This window comes from Pantoea sp. AG1095 (assembly GCF_003208415.1).
Lineage (GTDB): Bacteria > Pseudomonadota > Gammaproteobacteria > Enterobacterales > Enterobacteriaceae > Pantoea > Pantoea leporis.
In genome coordinates this window covers 414,385-430,616 of sequence record NZ_QKMJ01000002.1, presented here as the reverse complement: position 1 = coordinate 430,616, position 16,232 = coordinate 414,385, and the positions used below count along the sequence as shown (strand labels likewise).

Below are 16,232 nucleotides of genomic sequence, written 5' to 3'. Positions count from 1 at the left end.
GATTATTGCTCCTTCGCCTGCGGCAGCGTGATGCCGCTGAAGATCTTGATCACCGCGCTGTCATCTTCACGACCGTGGCCGGCGTTGCTGGCTTCGGTAAACATATTGAGCGCAGTAGAAGCCAGCGGCAGCGGGAAGTGCAGCGACTTGGCGGTATCCGCCACCAGATTGAGATCTTTAACGAAGATATCGACCGCTGATTTCGGCGAGTAATCGCCATCCACCACGTGACGCATGCGGTTCTCGAACATCCATGAGTTACCGGCGGCGTTGGTCACCACGTCATACATGGTGTCGAGCGGGATTCCAGCGCGCGCGGCCAGCGCCATCGCTTCAGCGCCCACAGCAATGTGCACGCCCGCCAGCAACTGGTGAATGATTTTTACGGTTGAGCCGAGACCGATTTCGCTGCCCACGCGATAGACTTTCGCCGCCACCGCATCCAGTACAGGCTTGAGCAGGGCAAAAGCTTCATCGCTGCCGGACGCCATTACCGTCATTTCGCCAACTGCAGCTTTGGCTGCGCCGCCGGAAACCGGTGCATCCAGCATCAGCAACTGATGCTGCGCCAGCTGTTGTTCAATCGCCTGCGCATCCTGTGAAGAGATGGTAGAAGAGACCATGACCACGGTGCCGGGCTTGAGCTGAGCCGCCACGCCGTTTTCACCGAACAGGATTGCTTTAACCTGCGCGGCGTTCACCACCAGCAACAGCACCGCATCGAGTTCAGCGGCAAAGCGGGCAGCGGAGGTTTGCGCATCACGTGCACCGGCCTGACGCAGGGTTTCCAGCGCCTGCGGATTGAGATCAACACCCCAGGTATTTAATCCTGCACGGATGCAAGACTGCGCTGCACCCATGCCCATGGAACCTAAACCAATCACGCCGATGTTATTCACGGTTGCTGACATAGCAAACCCTCATTGTTAATTTAAGTGATAATTTGTTCATTGGTGTTAAGTCTGCCGCAGTCGGTGGCGAATAAACGTGCGTAATATCACAAAAATTAACTTAGGTGCTCAATGATTAACATGGATTCACAGCCGGACGTCAGCGCTTCGAAGTCAGTTCAGATGGGATTTCTGCTTAGATTCCGCCAAGATAAATTGTGCTGCGGGCTGTGAATCGATGATCTACAATGTGAAAAAATGATAATTCAGGGAGAGCAAGGTGATTCCGGTTGAACGTCATCAACAAATTTTAGCGCTGGTTGGCGAACGCGGCGTGGTTAGCATTGCCGAGCTCACTGAGCGCTTGGGTGTGTCGCATATGACGATACGTCGCGATGTGCAGAAGCTGGAAGAGCAAGGCGCGGTATTGTCTGTTTCGGGCGGCGTGCGCTCGGCGGATCGTCTGGCGGCGGAGCCGTCGCATCTGGCGAAGACCAATATGTACAGCGGCGAGAAGATGGCGATTGGGCAGTATGCCGCGCGTCATATTCCGCGTAATAGCTGCATCTATCTCGATGCCGGCACTACCACACTGGCGCTGGCGCGCGAGTTGCTTGAGCGTGATGACTTGCTGGTGGTGACCAACGATTTCGTGATTGCGCGCCTGCTGATGGAGAGCAGCGGCTGCAAGTTGATTCACACCGGCGGCACGGTATGTCGTGAGAACCGTTCCAGCGTCGGTGAAGCGGCCGCCAGAAGTTTGCGCCAGCTGGCGATCGATATCGCGTTTATCTCCGCGTCCTGCTGGGGCCCGCGCGGACTGTTTACGCCGGATGAGGATAAGGTGCCGGTGAAGCTGGCGGCGAGCGATGTGAGTAGTAAGCGCGTGTTGTTAAGCGACAGTTCGAAGTACAACAAGATTGCGACGCATCTGGCGTTACCGCTGGAGCGGTTTGATACCTTGATTACCGATGCGGGGTTGAGTAAAGCGGGACGCGAGGCGTTGAGTGCGGGGAGTTGGGAGTTGGTATTGGCGGGATAGTGCGTGCTGTCCCCTACTCGATCCGTGCTTGCTGTCCCCTATCCATGGTCCGTGCTTGCTGTCCCCCTCCTCGGTCCTCCCCCATAAATGGGGGAGGAAGATGGTGCTCTATGCGAGTGAGGAGGTGCATGTGGCAGCGTCTCCTTCCCCCGCTTGCGGGGGAAGGCCGGGATGGGGGACAGCGACGTCGATTAAATCACACTTCTTCGCTGAACTGCGGAACCGGGTTGCGGAAGGTGCGGGTCACAAAGGCGAGGTAAATAATACCAATCGCTGCCCACACCAGGCCGAGCACCATGGAGGTCTCTTCCAGGTTAATCCACAACGCACCGACTGTCAGGGCACCCATCACCGGCAGCACCAGATAGTTGATGTGATCTTTCAGCGTCTTGTTACGCTTCTCACGGATCCAGAACTGCGCAATCACCGACAGGTTTACAAAGGTGAACGCCACCAGCGCACCGAAGTTAATCAGCGCAGTTGCGGTTACCAGGTCGAAGTTGATCGCCATCAGCGCGACCGCGCCCACCAGCAGCACGTTCAGTGACGGCGTGCGGTATTTCGGGTGCACGAAGCCAAAGAAACGCTGCGGGAACACGCCATCGCGGCCCATCACGTACATCAGACGTGAAACGCCTGCGTGCGCGGCCATACCGGATGCCAGCACCGTCACCACCGAGAAGATCAGGATGCCAATTTGCAGCGCTTTACCCGCCACGAACAGCATGATCTCTGGCTGTGAAGAGTCCGGATTCTGGAAACGCGAGATGTCCGGGAAGTACAGCTGCAGGAAGTAAGAAACCCCAATAAAGATCACACCACCAATCAGCGCGGTGAGGAAAATCGCGCGCGGGATGGTGCGTTCAGCATCTTTGGTCTCTTCTGACAGCGAACTGATACCGTCAAAGCCAAGGAACGAGAAACAGAGAATGGTCGCACCGGTAATCATCGGGACTACGTGCGCATTCTCAGACCAGAACGGTCTGCTGCTGGTCAATGTCCCCTCGCCAACACCGTGTGCCACACCGTAAACCACCATACCGGTAATCACTACCATCACTACCACCTGCAGCACCACGATCACGCTGTTGAAGTTGGCAACGGTTTTGATTCCACGCAGGTTGGAGATGGTCATAAAGGCCACCAGCAGCACCACGAAAATCCACGACGGAATGCCCGGCACCAGCGTCTCAAAGTAGCTTTTCGCCAGCAGGATGTTGATCATCGGCATGAACAAGTAGTCCAGCAGTGATGACCAGCCAACCATAAAGCCGACGTGCGGACTGATTGCCTTCTGAGCATAGGTGTAAGCGGAGCCCGCAGATGGGAAGCGGCGTACCAGCTTGCCGTAGCTCACGGCAGTAAACAGAATCGCGATCAGGGCGAAAGCATAAGCGGTGGCGACGTGGCCGTCGGTCAATCCAGACACGATACCGAAAGTATCAAACAGGGTCATTGGCTGCATATACGCCAGGCCCATCATGACAACCGGGATCAGGGTCAGAGATTTTTTCAGGTGTGCACGCTGAGGTGCGGCAGAGGTGTTAAGCGACATTGTTCAGGCCCCCGCAGACGACAACCGCGATCGGTTGGGCTACAGGGCTACTGCGCAATTTGCTGCAGTGAGAAGTGATATTAGTGTTTACGATTGTCGCGGCGCCGTAGTCATCACGGAAGCGAGAACCAGCCTGCGCTGGTGCAATGTTAAACAGTCCCATCTTTGTTTTCCTCAAATCTCACGCACAAGCGTGTTTGTCAGTATCTATCTATCCGGATGCGTGTCCGGCCTCGTGTGAATGTCAGTGAGTACATCATGCAAAAAAATAACCGACGCGATTAACGTCGGTTAGTTCTCATTTTGCAGGGCGCGTATTTTGCCCCAACTTATGCCATCGGCACAAGACGTTAGATCAATTCTTCCGGCACTCAGGCGTTCTTGAGCATCCAGTCGATTTCCGTCGAGGTGATTAAGCGCTCAAACTGCATCAGTTCGTACTGTTTGCAGCTGTGCCACACCCCACTAAAACGCTCGCCCAGCAGCTTTTGCAGCGGATAGCTATTCTCGAATTCATACAGCGCATCACTCTGCCGAATCGGTAATGCCAGCCCTTCGGCTTCATGTCCATTGCCCTGCACCGCATGCGGTAAAGGTAGCTGATTATCCAGACCGTGCAAGATACCGGCAAGAATTGTTGACACCACCAGATAGGGATTTGCATCCGCACCGGCCACGCGATACTCGATGCGATGGTTATCCGCATCGCCACAAGGCACACGCAGCGCAACCGTGCGGTTGTTGTGTCCCCATGACGCCTGCAGCGGTACATAGGCTTCCGGCAGGAAGCGGCGATAAGCGTTCACGTTCGGCGCCAGCAGCGCCATCGAAGCCGGCATTAAATCGATCATGCCTGCAAGCGCGCGTTTCATCAGCGGTGAATCGCTGCCGTCATCAAGCGCGAAAGCGTTGTGGTCGGCGGCATCCAGCATGCTGATGTGCACATGCATGCCGCTGCCCGCGTACTCTTCGTAAGGCTTGGCCATGAAAGTGGCGGTCATGCCGTGATTTTCCGCCACCTGACGCACCAGCCGTTTCAGCTGGATAGCGTGATCGCAGGCTTTCAACACGTCACGTGTGTGATGCAGGTTGATTTCGAACTGGCCGGGCGAGGCTTCCGCCAGCGCGCCATCGGCGGGAATGCCTTGCAGCTTGGCCAGATGGTCGATGTCACGCAGTACGTCGGCGAAGTGATCGAGGTTATCGACCGAATACACCTGGCTCTGCATATTGCGTTCGTCGCTGCCCGGCGAACACGGCGGCTGAATGAAGCCCTCCGCATCACGCTTTTTATCCACCAGATAGAACTCCAGCTCTACCGCTACCACCGGGAACAATCCTCGATTACGCAGCTGTTGCCACAGCCGATTGAGAACATTACGGGGTTCAACGTCAAAGGGAGTGCCATCTTGGTTACACATGGTCAGCAACAGCTGAGCGATGTGCGTGGGATCGGCGGCAGAAGGAATCAAGGTGCCGGGCACCGGCATGCAGAGGTGGTCGGGTTCGCCCAGTGACTGGCCCAGTCCGGCGTCTTCGACGGTGTTACCGAGGATATCCATAGCGAAAACCGAGGCCGGGAAGTAACACCCTTTTTCCAGTTTTGCCAATGCGGAGATGGGAATGCGTTTACCGCGAAATACCCCATTTAAATCATTAAGAAGAATATCGACATACTGCGTTTCAGGATGGCGTTCCAGCCAGGTTTTGACCTCCAGCTGGAACGCGCTTGTTCGTTTCTCTTCACTGTGTCGCGTGAAGTCTTCTACTTCTACGAGGTTCGTCATGATCCCACCCGCCCTTTACCGTTTAATATTGGTGCGCGCAATGCTCAAAATAACAGCCACTCCACTAACATAGCGCTAACGCAAAAAGTGTGCAAATGTAACAATTCTGTTTGAGGAATGAACGATCGGTTGCTAGATTGACAAAATATTGCACACTTTTAAGGCCAGCCGCGCATTTTCGGCGAAAATATTGAACAGCAACGCGGAGACGTTATGGGCATTATTTTTGACAAGCCCTTGATTGGCGTAGTGATGTGCCAGAATTTTATTGGCAGCCACGCAGGGCAAACCGTTCACAACAAATATCTCGACGCTATCGTGCTTGCCGGTGGCGTGCCGCTGCCCTTGCCGCATCAACTGATGCAGGCACCTCATCTATTAGAAAACAGTATGACCGTGCTGGATGGCATTTTGCTGACCGGCAGCCCCAGCAACATCGAGCCCTGGCATTATGGCGCAGACGGTAAAGAGACGCATGCCGATCCGGCGCGCGATCGCCTCGCCTTTGGGCTCATCACCCATGCGATGGGTAAAAAGATGCCGATGTTCGGTATCTGTCGCGGTTTGCAGGAGCTGGTGGTCGCTAATGGCGGTGCGCTGCATCGCCAGCTGCATATGACACATCTGTTTCAGGAGCACCGCGAAAACGACGCGCTGCCGCTGGATGAGCAATACGCGCCGGCACATATCGTGCAGCCAGAAGTGGATGGCATGCTGAGCCAACTGCTCGGCAGCGCCGAACCCTTTGCGGTGAATTCGCTGCACGGGCAAGGCATCCGCGAAACCGGTCCACAGCTGCGTATCGAAGCGCGCGCGCCCGACGGGCTGGTTGAAGCCGTAAGCCTGCCAAAGCACCCTTTCGCCCTTGCGGTGCAATGGCATCCGGAATGGCACTCCGAACGTGATCCGGTCTCGCGCCGTCTGTTTGAGGCTTTTATCCACGCCGCTGTCTGTTATCACAAGGAAAAACAGCCATGAATGATGCCACTCTGGCACCCGGACGTCGCTTATCGCAGATCCGGCAGGAGTTGGGATTGTCTCAGCGTCGCGTCGCTGAGTTATCAGGTTTAACGCACAGCGCCATTAGCACTATCGAACAGGACAAAGTGAGCCCGGCCGTCAGCACCTTACAGAAGCTGCTGAAAGTTTATGGGCTTTCGCTCTCAGAGTTTTTCTCCGAACCCAAAATCAATGCCACGCCGCGGGTGATTGTGCGCCCGGAAGAGTGCGTGGAGATCGGCAGCCTTGGCGTATCGCTGATGCTGATCGATAACGGTGCTGCACGGCGCGCGCTGGCGATGCTGCTGGAGCGCTATGAACCCGGCGCCAGCACCGGCGAGAAGTTACGCCATCCCGGCGAGGAAACCGGCACCGTGCTGGAAGGGGAAATCACGCTGGTGGTCAACGGCCAGAGTTACCATCTCTATCGCGGTGAAAGCTATGTGATTGATACCGGCTTGCCGCACAGTTTTACCAATACCTCAGATCAGCCGTGTCGCATTGTTAGCGCGCATACGCCCGCCAATTTCTAAGATTTCGCGCTTAAGGAGGATGTCATGCAACATGTGGGAAGTTATTACGCCGCTACCGCCAACGCCCATGAGCCGTGGCCGGAGCTGCAAGAGTCAGTGCAATGCGATGTCTGCATCATTGGCGGCGGCTTTACCGGACTCTCATCCGCGCTGTTTCTCACCGAAGCCGGTTACGACGTGGTGCTGCTTGAAGCGGCGAAAATCGGCTTTGGCGCCAGCGGCCGCAATGGCGGCCAGGTCGTCAACTCCTACAGCCGCGACGTGGATGTGATTGAGCAGCGCTACGGCAAACAGACCGCACAAATGCTTGGCAGCATGATGTTTGAAGGAGCGGAGATCATTCGCGACCGCATCGACCGTTACGCTATCGCCTGCGACTATCGCCCCGGCGGCATTTTCGCCGCACTGAATCAGCGGCAAATGGGCCATCTGCGCAACCAAAAAGCCCTTTGGGCACGCTACGGCAATCACGATTTGGAGCTGCTCGACGAACGCGGTATTCGGCGCGAAGTGGCGACCGATCGCTATGTCGGTGGCTTACTTGATAAGCGCGGCGGACATCTGCATCCGCTTAATCTCGCATTGGGCGAAGCCGAAGCGATTCGCCGTCACGGCGGGCGCATTTATGAGCAGTCAGCGGCGATTGAAGTGAAATATGGTGCACCGCATCGAATAAAAACCGCTAAGGGCGAAGTCAGCGCCACCTTCGTGATTTTTGCAGGTAACGCTTATTTGCCGTCACAGCTTGAACCGCGCCTGACGGGCAAAAGCATGCCGTGCGGTTCGCAGATCGTCACCACCGAACCTTTAACGCGCGATCAGGCGCTGGGTTTGCTGCCGAACAATTACTGCGTTGAAGATTGTAACTATCTGCTCGACTACTTCCGCCTCACCGCCGATAACCGCCTGCTCTACGGCGGCGGCGTAGTGTATGGCGCACGCGAGCCGGATGACATCGAAGCGCTGATTCGCCCTAAGCTGCTGCGCACCTTTCCGCAGTTGCGGGATATCAAAATCAGCCACCGCTGGAGCGGCAATTTCCTGCTCACGCTATCGCGCATGCCGCAGTTTGGGCAGGTGGAGAAGAATGCGTTCTTTATGCAGGGCGACAGCGGACACGGCGTGACCTGTACCCATCTTTCAGGAAAGTTGATTGCTGAAGTGCTGCGTGGACATGCGGAGAGATTTGATGCGTTCGCGAAATTGCCGCATCTGCCGTTTCCAGGTGGGAGACGGTTTAAGGTGCCGCTTACCGCGATGGGAGCGGCGTGGTATGCGTTAAGGGATCGGTTTGGGGTGTGAACCACTGATTACAATTTCTCGACATTCCTTTACCAAAACTTGCTATAAAACAGCAGTAATGTCAGGATCAGGCTCTTTAATTTTTGGGCTGTAAAATGTTGAGGTTGTTCGCCAGATACACTTCTGTAGGTGTAATTAATACGCTCATTCATTGGGGCGTATTTGCCGCACTTTATGCCATCGTTGGTAGCCAATCCCTGTCTAACCTCGTGGCGTTTTGTGTTGCGGTAACCTTTTCCTTCTTTGCTAACGCAAAATGGACGTTTAACGCAGAAGCGACCACCACCCGATATCTTCTCTATATCTGCTTTATGGGCGCAATGGCAACAGCCGTGGGCTGGACAGCTGACTATCTGCACATTAATCCAATTATTACATTGGTTTTCTTCTCTGCACTCAGCTTGGTTTGCGGCTTCGCCTACTCTAAGTTTTTCGTGTTTAGGACGAGTAAATGAAATTATCTCTTATTGTTCCAGTACTGAATGAAGAGGAGGCCATTCCCCTTTTCTATAAAGCAGTACGCGAATTTGAACCTTTTAAAAAATATAATGTTGAAATAGTTTTCATAAACGATGGCAGCACAGACAGCACAGAAGCGGTTCTCAATGAAATTGAGGCTAATGATGATTTAGTCAAACATATTTCGTTCACACGCAATTTTGGTAAAGAACCGGCCCTTTTCGCTGGCCTTGAAGCGGCAACTGGCGATGCCATCATTCCAATCGATGTGGATTTACAAGATCCTATAGATGTCATCCCATTAATGATCGAAAAATGGCATTCAGGTGCAGATATTGTACTCGCGAAACGTGTTGATCGTAGCACCGACTCACATTTGAAACGGAAAACTGCTGAGTGGTTTTATAAACTGCATAATAAGATTAGCTCTCCAAAAATCGAGGAGAACGTTGGCGATTTTCGTTTAATGTCACGTGATGTGGTTGAAAATATTAAAATGCTTCAAGAACGTAACCTGTTTATGAAAGGTATTCTCAGTTGGGTTGGTGGTAAAACAGAAATTGTTGAATATGTTCGGGCAGATCGGGTTGCTGGAACCACCAAATTCAATGGCTGGAAGTTGTGGAATTTAGCCCTTGAAGGCATCACTTCGTTTTCAACCTTCCCGCTTCGTATCTGGACTTATATTGGTCTCATTGTTGCCGTACTTTCGTTTGTTTATGGCGCATGGATGCTGATAGATACAATTTTCTGGGGTAACCCTGTTAAAGGCTATCCTTCAATTATGGTCTCAATGCTGTTTTTAGGTGGCGTTCAGTTAATAGGGATTGGTGTGCTTGGGGAGTATATTGGTAGAATTTATATTGAGGCCAAAAGTAGACCACGTTTTGTAATATCTAAAAAAAATAATAACGATGACCTTGCAGCAGACAAAACATCAATAATAAAAACACAGTAATTAATCAAAAATCAAATTGTAAAAGTGAATATGATGATTTCAGAATCCAGAATCGATAGTTATTTTAAAAAAAACACAAATATTTTATATGGTTTCATAGGTGCTTTTATATCATGTTTGATTGTTTATGGTTATGAGTTAAGTCACTTTACTTTATCAATTGATGAAGACACAACCCACAACTTTATTCACATGATAGACTTAGGACGATGGTCTCATGCTTGGCTCAAGGAGTTTATATTCCCCGAACCTTGGTCTCCATTTTCCTCTATGATTGTTGCATTAATTTGTATATCCGCAGCGGCAGGCATATGCTGTTATGCATTAGGTTTAAATAAAACGAATTCTGCATATTTTTCAGTGCTATTTATTGCTTTGCCTCAATTTGCGTATCAGCTTCAGTTCTCTAACCAGGATGAAACTTTTGGCGTAGCTATATTTTTGGCGGCTTCTAGTGCAGTTTTGGCTCTTAAAGACCGAGTTATTTTCTTTATAGCTTTCATACTGCTCAACGTTATCGTGCTATCAATATATCAATCACTCATTTTTTTCAGTGCTACACTGATAACCATTAAGCTTTTGATTGATACATGTAATGATAACTGTTCTCTTAAAAAATGGTTTAACTTATCGTTTAAAGTTGCTATCTGTCTGGCTATATCTGTGGCGATTTATATTATTTTAACGTCGAAGATAAAATCACATTACGGAGTTACTTCTGCCTCATATTTCTCTGGGCTGATCACTTGGGGGACATTAGGTTTTAGTGGCGGAATAAAAAATGCTTTTTCTTTCATTTATGAAAGATCGGGGCCATATCCTTTATATGGACTTGCTACGTATACTTTTACATATTTAGCCGCAGTTTTGATAATTTGCATTAATGCATGGAAAAGAAACACCAACCTAGCATTAATCGTATTATTAGTTCTAATAATATTGATAATGCCTTACGCTCTGAATATCGCAATAGGTGGCGGCACTCCGGGAAGAACGCTGAGTCAATTATCGTTAGTTTTTTCCGCTCTAATTGTTATCTTTTTTTCATATTTAAAAAGTGACGTTATAAAGAGCGTTATTACATTATCCTTTTTGATTACCGCATGCACGACAGTTAGCCAACTATTTTATTCTGATTATATTTCAGACAAGCAGAATGAAATGATAGCAAGACGTATAATGCATGATATCTATAATGTTCAACCTGAATTCGGTCGTGATAAAAGCAATATTTATTTTATTGGAAGTTTGAAAGATCTGAATGGCTGGAAAAAATTCAACTCAGATGATTTTGGCGTCTCTTTCTTTGAACGAGGTGATAGCGGACGAATTGTTAATTATATTAATATGTCAGGCATTGATAAGATCAATTACCCTCAGGTCAATGAAATTAAAGAAAAATACAAAGGCTATTTATCTTCAATGCAATCATGGCCTAATTCAGGAAGTATTAAACTGATCGATGATAATATAATCGTCAAACTCTCAGATTAAATCAGTGTTGAACAATTTTTTAATGTTAGTACGGAGAAGTGGTATGAAGGTATCTACTTATGAATAGCAAAATCAGACATATGAACGCAGCAACAATTATTGGATTTATGGCATTAGCGTTTGTACTGCTCGTATTGCGACGTCCTGATATAATTACTAATGCCCAACCTTGGGCTGAGGATGGACGGGTTTGGATGGCAGGAATTTATAATGATGGTTTCTGGGCTTCTCTTTTCCTGCCACAGAATGGTTATTATCAAACTATATCCCGAATAACATATGGCTTTTCTCTTCTATTTGGAATTGAAAACGCTTCGTTATTAGCTAACATAATTGCAATTTTGATTAGATGCATGTTTGTTGGATTCATCATTTCACATCGAATGAATTTTATAGACCTAAAATATCGTTTCATTGCATGTTTTTATTTTATCATTATGCCAAATGTCGATGAGGCATTTGTTAATATAACTAACGCTCATTGGTATTTATCAATATATCTCATAGCCGTCTTAATAGCGCCACCCCCTAGTTCTATAAAAGAATCTATTCATGATTATATCATATTAATAATAAGTGGTCTAAGCGGCCCATTTGTCGTATTCATCGCGCCCTGCCTGATAATAAAGCGCATAGCTGAACGCGGTGGATTTGTTAATGCCATTAAAGGCATTAATAAGTTCGATTTGACTATGGCGGTATGTTGTATTATTCAAATCACTGCAATACTAACCTCACCTGAGAATTCAAGATCTACTGCGCCACTCGGTGATTCATTTTCAAACCTAGTGAAAATAATATCTTATCGAATTGTAGCTGGCACATTTTTGAATAATTCAATTGTGGCAAACATTCCGAAGCACGAACTGCTCAGATCATTACTCTTCATCGTGCTTGTACTCCCTATATTATATTTTACGTTCAAAGGAAGTTGGCGCTTCAGAACTGCAGCATTATTTCCTATTCTTATGTTTGGTTTTGCTCTTGCTAAACCAATGATGAGCACTACTGATCCTCAGTGGCCCGTATTTTTAGGACCAGATAATGGGAAACGATATTTTATAGTGACAAATTTCGCTTTCTTCTGCTTAGTTCTTTATATGGCGGACAAGGTTAAAATTTTAAAAAATCAACTTCTCTTTTTTATTATCGCATTTACCATAATTTGCACCACAACTGATTTCCGAATGAAACCATTTCCTGATGTCGGTTATAATGAAGACTTGAAAAAATTTGCAACACTTCCTCATGGTGAAAAGATGATAATTAGAATTAACCCACCAGGGTGGACAATGGAATTATTAAAAAAATAATCATCAATTTAGTTATAAAAATGTCATCAATTTTAATTAAAAAAAGGCCAATCATGACAATGTCTATATATAATCTTCATTTAAAAAGACACTTTAGTAAAAATGACTTATACATTTTCATTGCTGCTTTTTTATCCTATACTCTTATATTCGGCTTTGAACTAACTCACTTTACTTTATCAATTGATGAAGAATCATTCGATAACTTCTCACAAACTATTTCGCTTGGTCGTTGGGGACATGCTTTATTAAGGCATTATATTTTACCTGAACCATTTGTACCTTTTTTTACATTATCTCTAGCTCTTATTATTCTATCAATATCATCAACATTAGCAACTAACTACCTTAGCCTTTCATTTGAAAAATCTGTCGCATTTGTGATTGTACTTGCAGCTCTACCACAAATGGCTTATCAATTTGAATTTAGCAATCAGGCAGACACGGTGGCACTTTCTACGCTTGCATCCGTCTTGTCGTTGCAATTTTTAAAAAAAATAAACATTATTAAGTCTCTAATTTTCATAATTCTCACCGTCTTTTCATTATCTATTTATCAATCTATGTTTTTATATGCAGCATCATTATTGTGCATATGGCTTTCTCTTTCGGCAATTAATAAAGAAATCGACTTTAAAAAATCATTACAAGTCACGACCACATATTCCATACTAACGCTAATTTCATTAATAATTAATGCCTCACTGGCGAATTTTTTTTCTCGATACTATAACATACCTATTTCCGATTATCTTTCAGAGCGCATTGGTTGGAAGATTGCAAGTACGGAACAAATTTTAAGGAACTTAAGCTCATTTATCTGGGATTACTTCAGCTTCAATGCTGATTATGGAATGAATTTATTTTCACTATCAATCCCGCTTGTCATTGCATGCGCAATAAAAATATTAACTAAACCCTCCAATAAAATATTGTCACTACTTTCCATCATTGCTTTATTGATGTCTACATTCCTTTTATATATCGGAATTGGAATGCGACTTCCACCTAGAACGATGACTCAAGCACCAGTTGTCCTTGCTGGACTTTTTATCTTGGCTTCAATTCTATGGAGGCTAAATATTACCGCAATACTGGCATCAGTAATTATTCTTTTTATTGGATCCTCATCTTCAAATAAACTCTTCTATAGTGATTATATGGCTCGCGAGGCAGATAAAAATCTCTCCTCACAAATAATAAATACAATTTATTCAAAATACCCTCAATTTAAATCTGAATCCACACCAATATTCTTTTATGGTAGCTATACTCCCTTCAATTCATGGCGAATGAAAAGAACTGATATTTTTGGGAGATCTTTTTTTGAACAAGATGGCGGGAATAATGGAAGAATGTACAGATATCTAGCCATGAGTAACATGTTTAACGCGAAAATACCAACTCGTGAACAGGTTGCAAACTCAAGAATAAATGGTTCTACCTTGCCGTCATGGCCAAACCGGGATTCCATATCAATTATGGACGGCGTTTTAATTGTAAAACTTTCTGATAAACTTAGTCAATACAATAAATAAATTCCGCCCACCATAGTGGTGGGCTTTTTAATATTCACATTTAATAACGAAGGAATTTAATCCGTCTAAAAACCCCAACACATAAAAGAGTAACCGCGAATGTTACAAGCGTATTTACGAGCGGGTCCACGATAGCTCTGTCGTGATTCAGCCAACCTAATTTATCCAATGAAAGGTATACTAGCCGTTGAGCCAAATATATTCCAAACGAACACTCACCAACCTCATATGTAATCCACTTCATAAAATTCGGAAGAAACGAGAGGTCCGCAGTCATAACTACATTAAAGAAAATATATGATGACAGGAAAACAGTTAATGTTGTAAACCCATAAAATATCTCAACAGGCCTCCCAATTTTCTCAGATGAGAAAACATTCAAAAGCACATTAAATGCAATTGTAATTAAGTATACAAACATCCCTAATTTTATATTTATTTTTTTATGTAAGTACGGAAATGCCATTGCATATAGAATGTACCCCGGCAAGGTTAGGTTAAACTGGTTGAGTTTAACAAGATACTCTTGCTCTTTTATAAACAGCCCTATAATACTAATAATTGACGGTATACAAATTGAAAAGACAAACACACAACAAATAATAAACCTAAACTTATCCTTGCCATCCTCATTAAAAATATACTTTATCATTGGCAATAAAATCGCATAACCAATAAATGGGGGCATAAACCATAAATGAAATGATGTTTTGGATGTAAACACCTTCATAATAAAAACACTTACATCAGTCCCACAACTATAAGCATAGTAAATAAAAGACCATGTGATATAAGGAATGAATAATCACATGCCCCTTGAAAAAATAGAGCTTTTGGAATAAAAATTAAATTTTAAGTACGCAGAAATAATAAAAAACAGGGGCGCAAAAAAATTGTTAGATTATAATAAACCTGGCTAAATAACCGTGCAGGTTGATTCTCAGCCATTAACTTAGAATCATAATAATGCCGCATAGTCATATGTATAAAGATTACCGAAAGGACAGCCGAGCTCTAAGAAATTCTATATTGATATTTTTATCTTTCAAGACGGACCCCATCATTTTATTTGTTATTTAGATTATTAGAGTAGAATTATCATACCTATTAAATTTCAGCAACCATTTCCTTCAGGAAACCCTAAGGAAATAGTTTTACAATAGCATTTGCTAATTAGTATTAGACTTAGATGTCACTCCAGCGGCATTTTCATCGGGTCATCGTACGTATATTCGAAGCCCAACTCGTTAGCGATCTTCGAGCCATCAATCACCTTCCCCGCTGAACGCTCCGGCTCAACGGCAAATGTCGGCGGCGCCAGCCCCAGTTGCTTCGATACGCTGGGATAGAAACTATCGCGCGATGGATGTTTAGATGCACACAAATTGTATATATGCCCGCCTTTCGGGGTTTGCAGCAACAGCACAATCGCATCAACAACATCATCGAGATGCACCAGATTGACCGCATGACCGCCGTTTTCCAGCCCGGTTTTACCGGCAAGGAAACGCCCCGGATGACGATTCGGCCCCACTAATCCTGCGAGGCGCACAATGTCCACGCTGGTGCCGGGCAAATCGTGCAGCCAGTTCTCCAGCTCTACCAACGTCTTGCCGGCGACGGTTTCCGGCTGCAGCGGACTGCTCTCTTTCATTACACCCTCACCGCTGCCGTACACTGAGGTTGAGCTGGTGAAAATAATGCGCGGCACTTTCTTCGCCAGCGCGGTATCCACCACGTTCTGCACCGCCTGCATGTAATCTTCACCGCCTTTCACCGTGCGGCTGGCAGGCAAAGTCACCACCAGCGCATCGACTGCCATCAGCGTATCTAACTCTTCGGCTTCACACTCCAGTTCGGGGGTTAGCACCAGCTGGAAGGCTTCAATGCCACAGCGGCGTGCGGCGTCCACGCCATCCGGCGAGGTTTTACTGCCGGTGACCTGCCAGCCGCGTGCCGTTAGCGCCATCGCCAGCGGCATACCCAGCCATCCCAGACCTACGATCGCGACCTTTTTCATATCGACTCCTGCTATGGGCTCACACTTCATCTTAGTGCGGGTAGATGTGCCAAACCAGCGTAAACTGTTTCGGGAGATTCCGGAAATTGACGGTTAAAAAAGGGTTGCCAATTGTCACCATCTTCGTTAGGTTATTCAGCACGCAAATGAATACTCATTCAGCAACGGAATTTACTATGACACGCGTTCAGTTCAACCACCATCATCACCATCACCCTGACTAGTCTTTCAGGCGATGTGTGCTGGGAGACGATTAGGATCTTCCAGTGGTGCGAACGCAAAGAGAGCCCCCGGAAGATCATCTTCCGGGGGTTTTTTTATGGGCGAACGCCAACCAACACG

The 16,232-nt window shown here is 46.9% G+C and carries 15 protein-coding genes and 1 other annotated feature; of the genes, 10 read left to right on the top strand and 5 right to left on the bottom strand.

All coding sequences use genetic code 11. From position 1 onward, the window contains the following. Window positions 1–2: 2 nt before the first annotated feature. On the bottom strand, window positions 3–911 hold the full coding sequence (ltnD, locus tag DEU53_RS08545) for an L-threonate dehydrogenase (RefSeq protein WP_101763402.1): 909 nt from the start codon (window positions 909–911) through the stop codon (window positions 3–5). A 259-nt stretch (window positions 912–1,170) separates the two neighbouring features. Between ltnD and ygbI the strand changes: the two genes are divergently transcribed. Then, complete coding sequence (gene ygbI, locus DEU53_RS08540) at window positions 1,171–1,932, top strand: DNA-binding transcriptional repressor YgbI (RefSeq protein ID WP_101763401.1); 762 nt, start codon at window positions 1,171–1,173, stop codon at window positions 1,930–1,932. 196 nt (window positions 1,933–2,128) lie between these two features. Here ygbI and DEU53_RS08535 read toward each other — a convergent pair whose 3' ends face one another. Both DEU53_RS08535 and DEU53_RS08530 read right to left on the bottom strand, forming a co-directional pair. Continuing rightward, entirely contained in the window at window positions 2,129–3,487 is a 1,359-nt protein-coding gene (locus tag DEU53_RS08535) for an APC family permease (RefSeq protein WP_101763400.1), read from the bottom strand. Window positions 3,488–3,858: 371 nt separating this feature from the next. Continuing rightward, a complete protein-coding gene (locus DEU53_RS08530; RefSeq protein WP_101763399.1) occupies window positions 3,859–5,274 on the bottom strand; it encodes a glutamine synthetase family protein in 1,416 nt (471 codons plus the stop codon). Window positions 5,275–5,487: 213 nt separating this feature from the next. On the opposite strand from DEU53_RS08530, the gene puuD reads away from it, so the two are divergent. The 8 genes from puuD (at window position 5,488) to DEU53_RS08490 (ending at window position 13,870) form a co-directional block, all read left to right on the top strand. After that, on the top strand, window positions 5,488–6,252 hold the full coding sequence (puuD, locus tag DEU53_RS08525; protein WP_110866674.1) for a gamma-glutamyl-gamma-aminobutyrate hydrolase: 765 nt from the start codon (window positions 5,488–5,490) through the stop codon (window positions 6,250–6,252). Further along, window positions 6,249–6,806, top strand: coding sequence for an HTH-type transcriptional regulator PuuR (puuR, locus tag DEU53_RS08520; protein ID WP_008104818.1), 558 nt, complete (start codon window positions 6,249–6,251; stop codon window positions 6,804–6,806). The genes puuD and puuR overlap by 4 nt, the downstream gene beginning before the upstream one ends. 24 nt (window positions 6,807–6,830) lie before the next feature. Next, a complete protein-coding gene (locus tag DEU53_RS08515; RefSeq protein WP_110866673.1) occupies window positions 6,831–8,108 on the top strand; it encodes an FAD-binding oxidoreductase in 1,278 nt (425 codons plus the stop codon). A 95-nt stretch (window positions 8,109–8,203) separates the two neighbouring features. Continuing rightward, window positions 8,204–8,563, top strand: a complete 360-nt coding sequence (locus DEU53_RS08510; RefSeq protein WP_101763396.1) for a GtrA family protein — start codon at window positions 8,204–8,206, stop codon at window positions 8,561–8,563. Beyond that, window positions 8,560–9,525, top strand: coding sequence for a glycosyltransferase family 2 protein (locus DEU53_RS08505; protein ID WP_110866672.1), 966 nt, complete (start codon window positions 8,560–8,562; stop codon window positions 9,523–9,525). Before DEU53_RS08510 ends, DEU53_RS08505 begins: the two co-directional genes overlap by 4 nt. A 30-nt stretch (window positions 9,526–9,555) precedes the next feature. Continuing rightward, window positions 9,556–11,019: a glucosyltransferase domain-containing protein gene (locus tag DEU53_RS08500; RefSeq protein WP_110866671.1), complete on the top strand. Its 1,464-nt coding sequence runs from the start codon at window positions 9,556–9,558 to the stop codon at window positions 11,017–11,019. 59 nt (window positions 11,020–11,078) lie between these two features. Then, the gene (locus DEU53_RS08495) at window positions 11,079–12,332 is read left to right on the top strand and encodes a glucosyl transferase (RefSeq protein WP_110866670.1); all 1,254 of its coding nucleotides are present in this window, start codon (window positions 11,079–11,081) and stop codon (window positions 12,330–12,332) included. Window positions 12,333–12,385: 53 nt separating this feature from the next. Next, a complete protein-coding gene (locus DEU53_RS08490) occupies window positions 12,386–13,870 on the top strand; it encodes a glucosyltransferase domain-containing protein (RefSeq protein WP_158527631.1) in 1,485 nt (494 codons plus the stop codon). A gap of 40 nt (window positions 13,871–13,910) precedes the next feature. On the opposite strand, the gene DEU53_RS23305 is transcribed toward DEU53_RS08490, so the two are convergent. Both DEU53_RS23305 and DEU53_RS08480 read right to left on the bottom strand, forming a co-directional pair. Further along, window positions 13,911–14,669: an acyltransferase family protein gene (locus DEU53_RS23305; RefSeq protein ID WP_370445556.1), complete on the bottom strand. Its 759-nt coding sequence runs from the start codon at window positions 14,667–14,669 to the stop codon at window positions 13,911–13,913. 393 nt (window positions 14,670–15,062) lie between these two features. Beyond that, window positions 15,063–15,890, bottom strand: coding sequence for an SDR family oxidoreductase (locus DEU53_RS08480; RefSeq protein WP_110866667.1), 828 nt, complete (start codon window positions 15,888–15,890; stop codon window positions 15,063–15,065). Window positions 15,891–16,066: 176 nt separating this feature from the next. On the opposite strand from DEU53_RS08480, the gene hisL reads away from it, so the two are divergent. Next, window positions 16,067–16,114 carry a his operon leader peptide gene (gene hisL / locus DEU53_RS08475; protein ID WP_100396937.1) on the top strand — a complete coding sequence of 16 codons (48 nt, stop codon included), beginning with the start codon at window positions 16,067–16,069 and terminating at the stop codon, window positions 16,112–16,114. Next, window positions 16,090–16,211: a sequence feature (His leader region), on the top strand. It overlaps the preceding gene by 25 nt. The last annotated feature ends 21 nt before the right edge of the window (window positions 16,212–16,232 follow it).

Coding starts and splice junctions, on each gene's coding strand:
- DEU53_RS08505 (WP_110866672.1), top strand. CDS start 8,560: ATGAAATTATCTCTTATTGTTCCAGTACTGAATGAAGAGGAGGCCATT.
- DEU53_RS08530 (WP_101763399.1), bottom strand. CDS start 5,274: ATGACGAACCTCGTAGAAGTAGAAGACTTCACGCGACACAGTGAAGAG.
- DEU53_RS08535 (WP_101763400.1), bottom strand. CDS start 3,487: ATGTCGCTTAACACCTCTGCCGCACCTCAGCGTGCACACCTGAAAAAA.
- DEU53_RS08515 (WP_110866673.1), top strand. CDS start 6,831: ATGCAACATGTGGGAAGTTATTACGCCGCTACCGCCAACGCCCATGAG.
- DEU53_RS08495 (WP_110866670.1), top strand. CDS start 11,079: ATGAATAGCAAAATCAGACATATGAACGCAGCAACAATTATTGGATTT.
- DEU53_RS08500 (WP_110866671.1), top strand. CDS start 9,556: ATGATGATTTCAGAATCCAGAATCGATAGTTATTTTAAAAAAAACACA.
- puuR (WP_008104818.1), top strand. CDS start 6,249: ATGAATGATGCCACTCTGGCACCCGGACGTCGCTTATCGCAGATCCGG.
- DEU53_RS08480 (WP_110866667.1), bottom strand. CDS start 15,890: ATGAAAAAGGTCGCGATCGTAGGTCTGGGATGGCTGGGTATGCCGCTG.
- DEU53_RS08490 (WP_158527631.1), top strand. CDS start 12,386: ATGACAATGTCTATATATAATCTTCATTTAAAAAGACACTTTAGTAAA.
- DEU53_RS08510 (WP_101763396.1), top strand. CDS start 8,204: ATGTTGAGGTTGTTCGCCAGATACACTTCTGTAGGTGTAATTAATACG.
- puuD (WP_110866674.1), top strand. CDS start 5,488: ATGGGCATTATTTTTGACAAGCCCTTGATTGGCGTAGTGATGTGCCAG.
- ltnD (WP_101763402.1), bottom strand. CDS start 911: ATGTCAGCAACCGTGAATAACATCGGCGTGATTGGTTTAGGTTCCATG.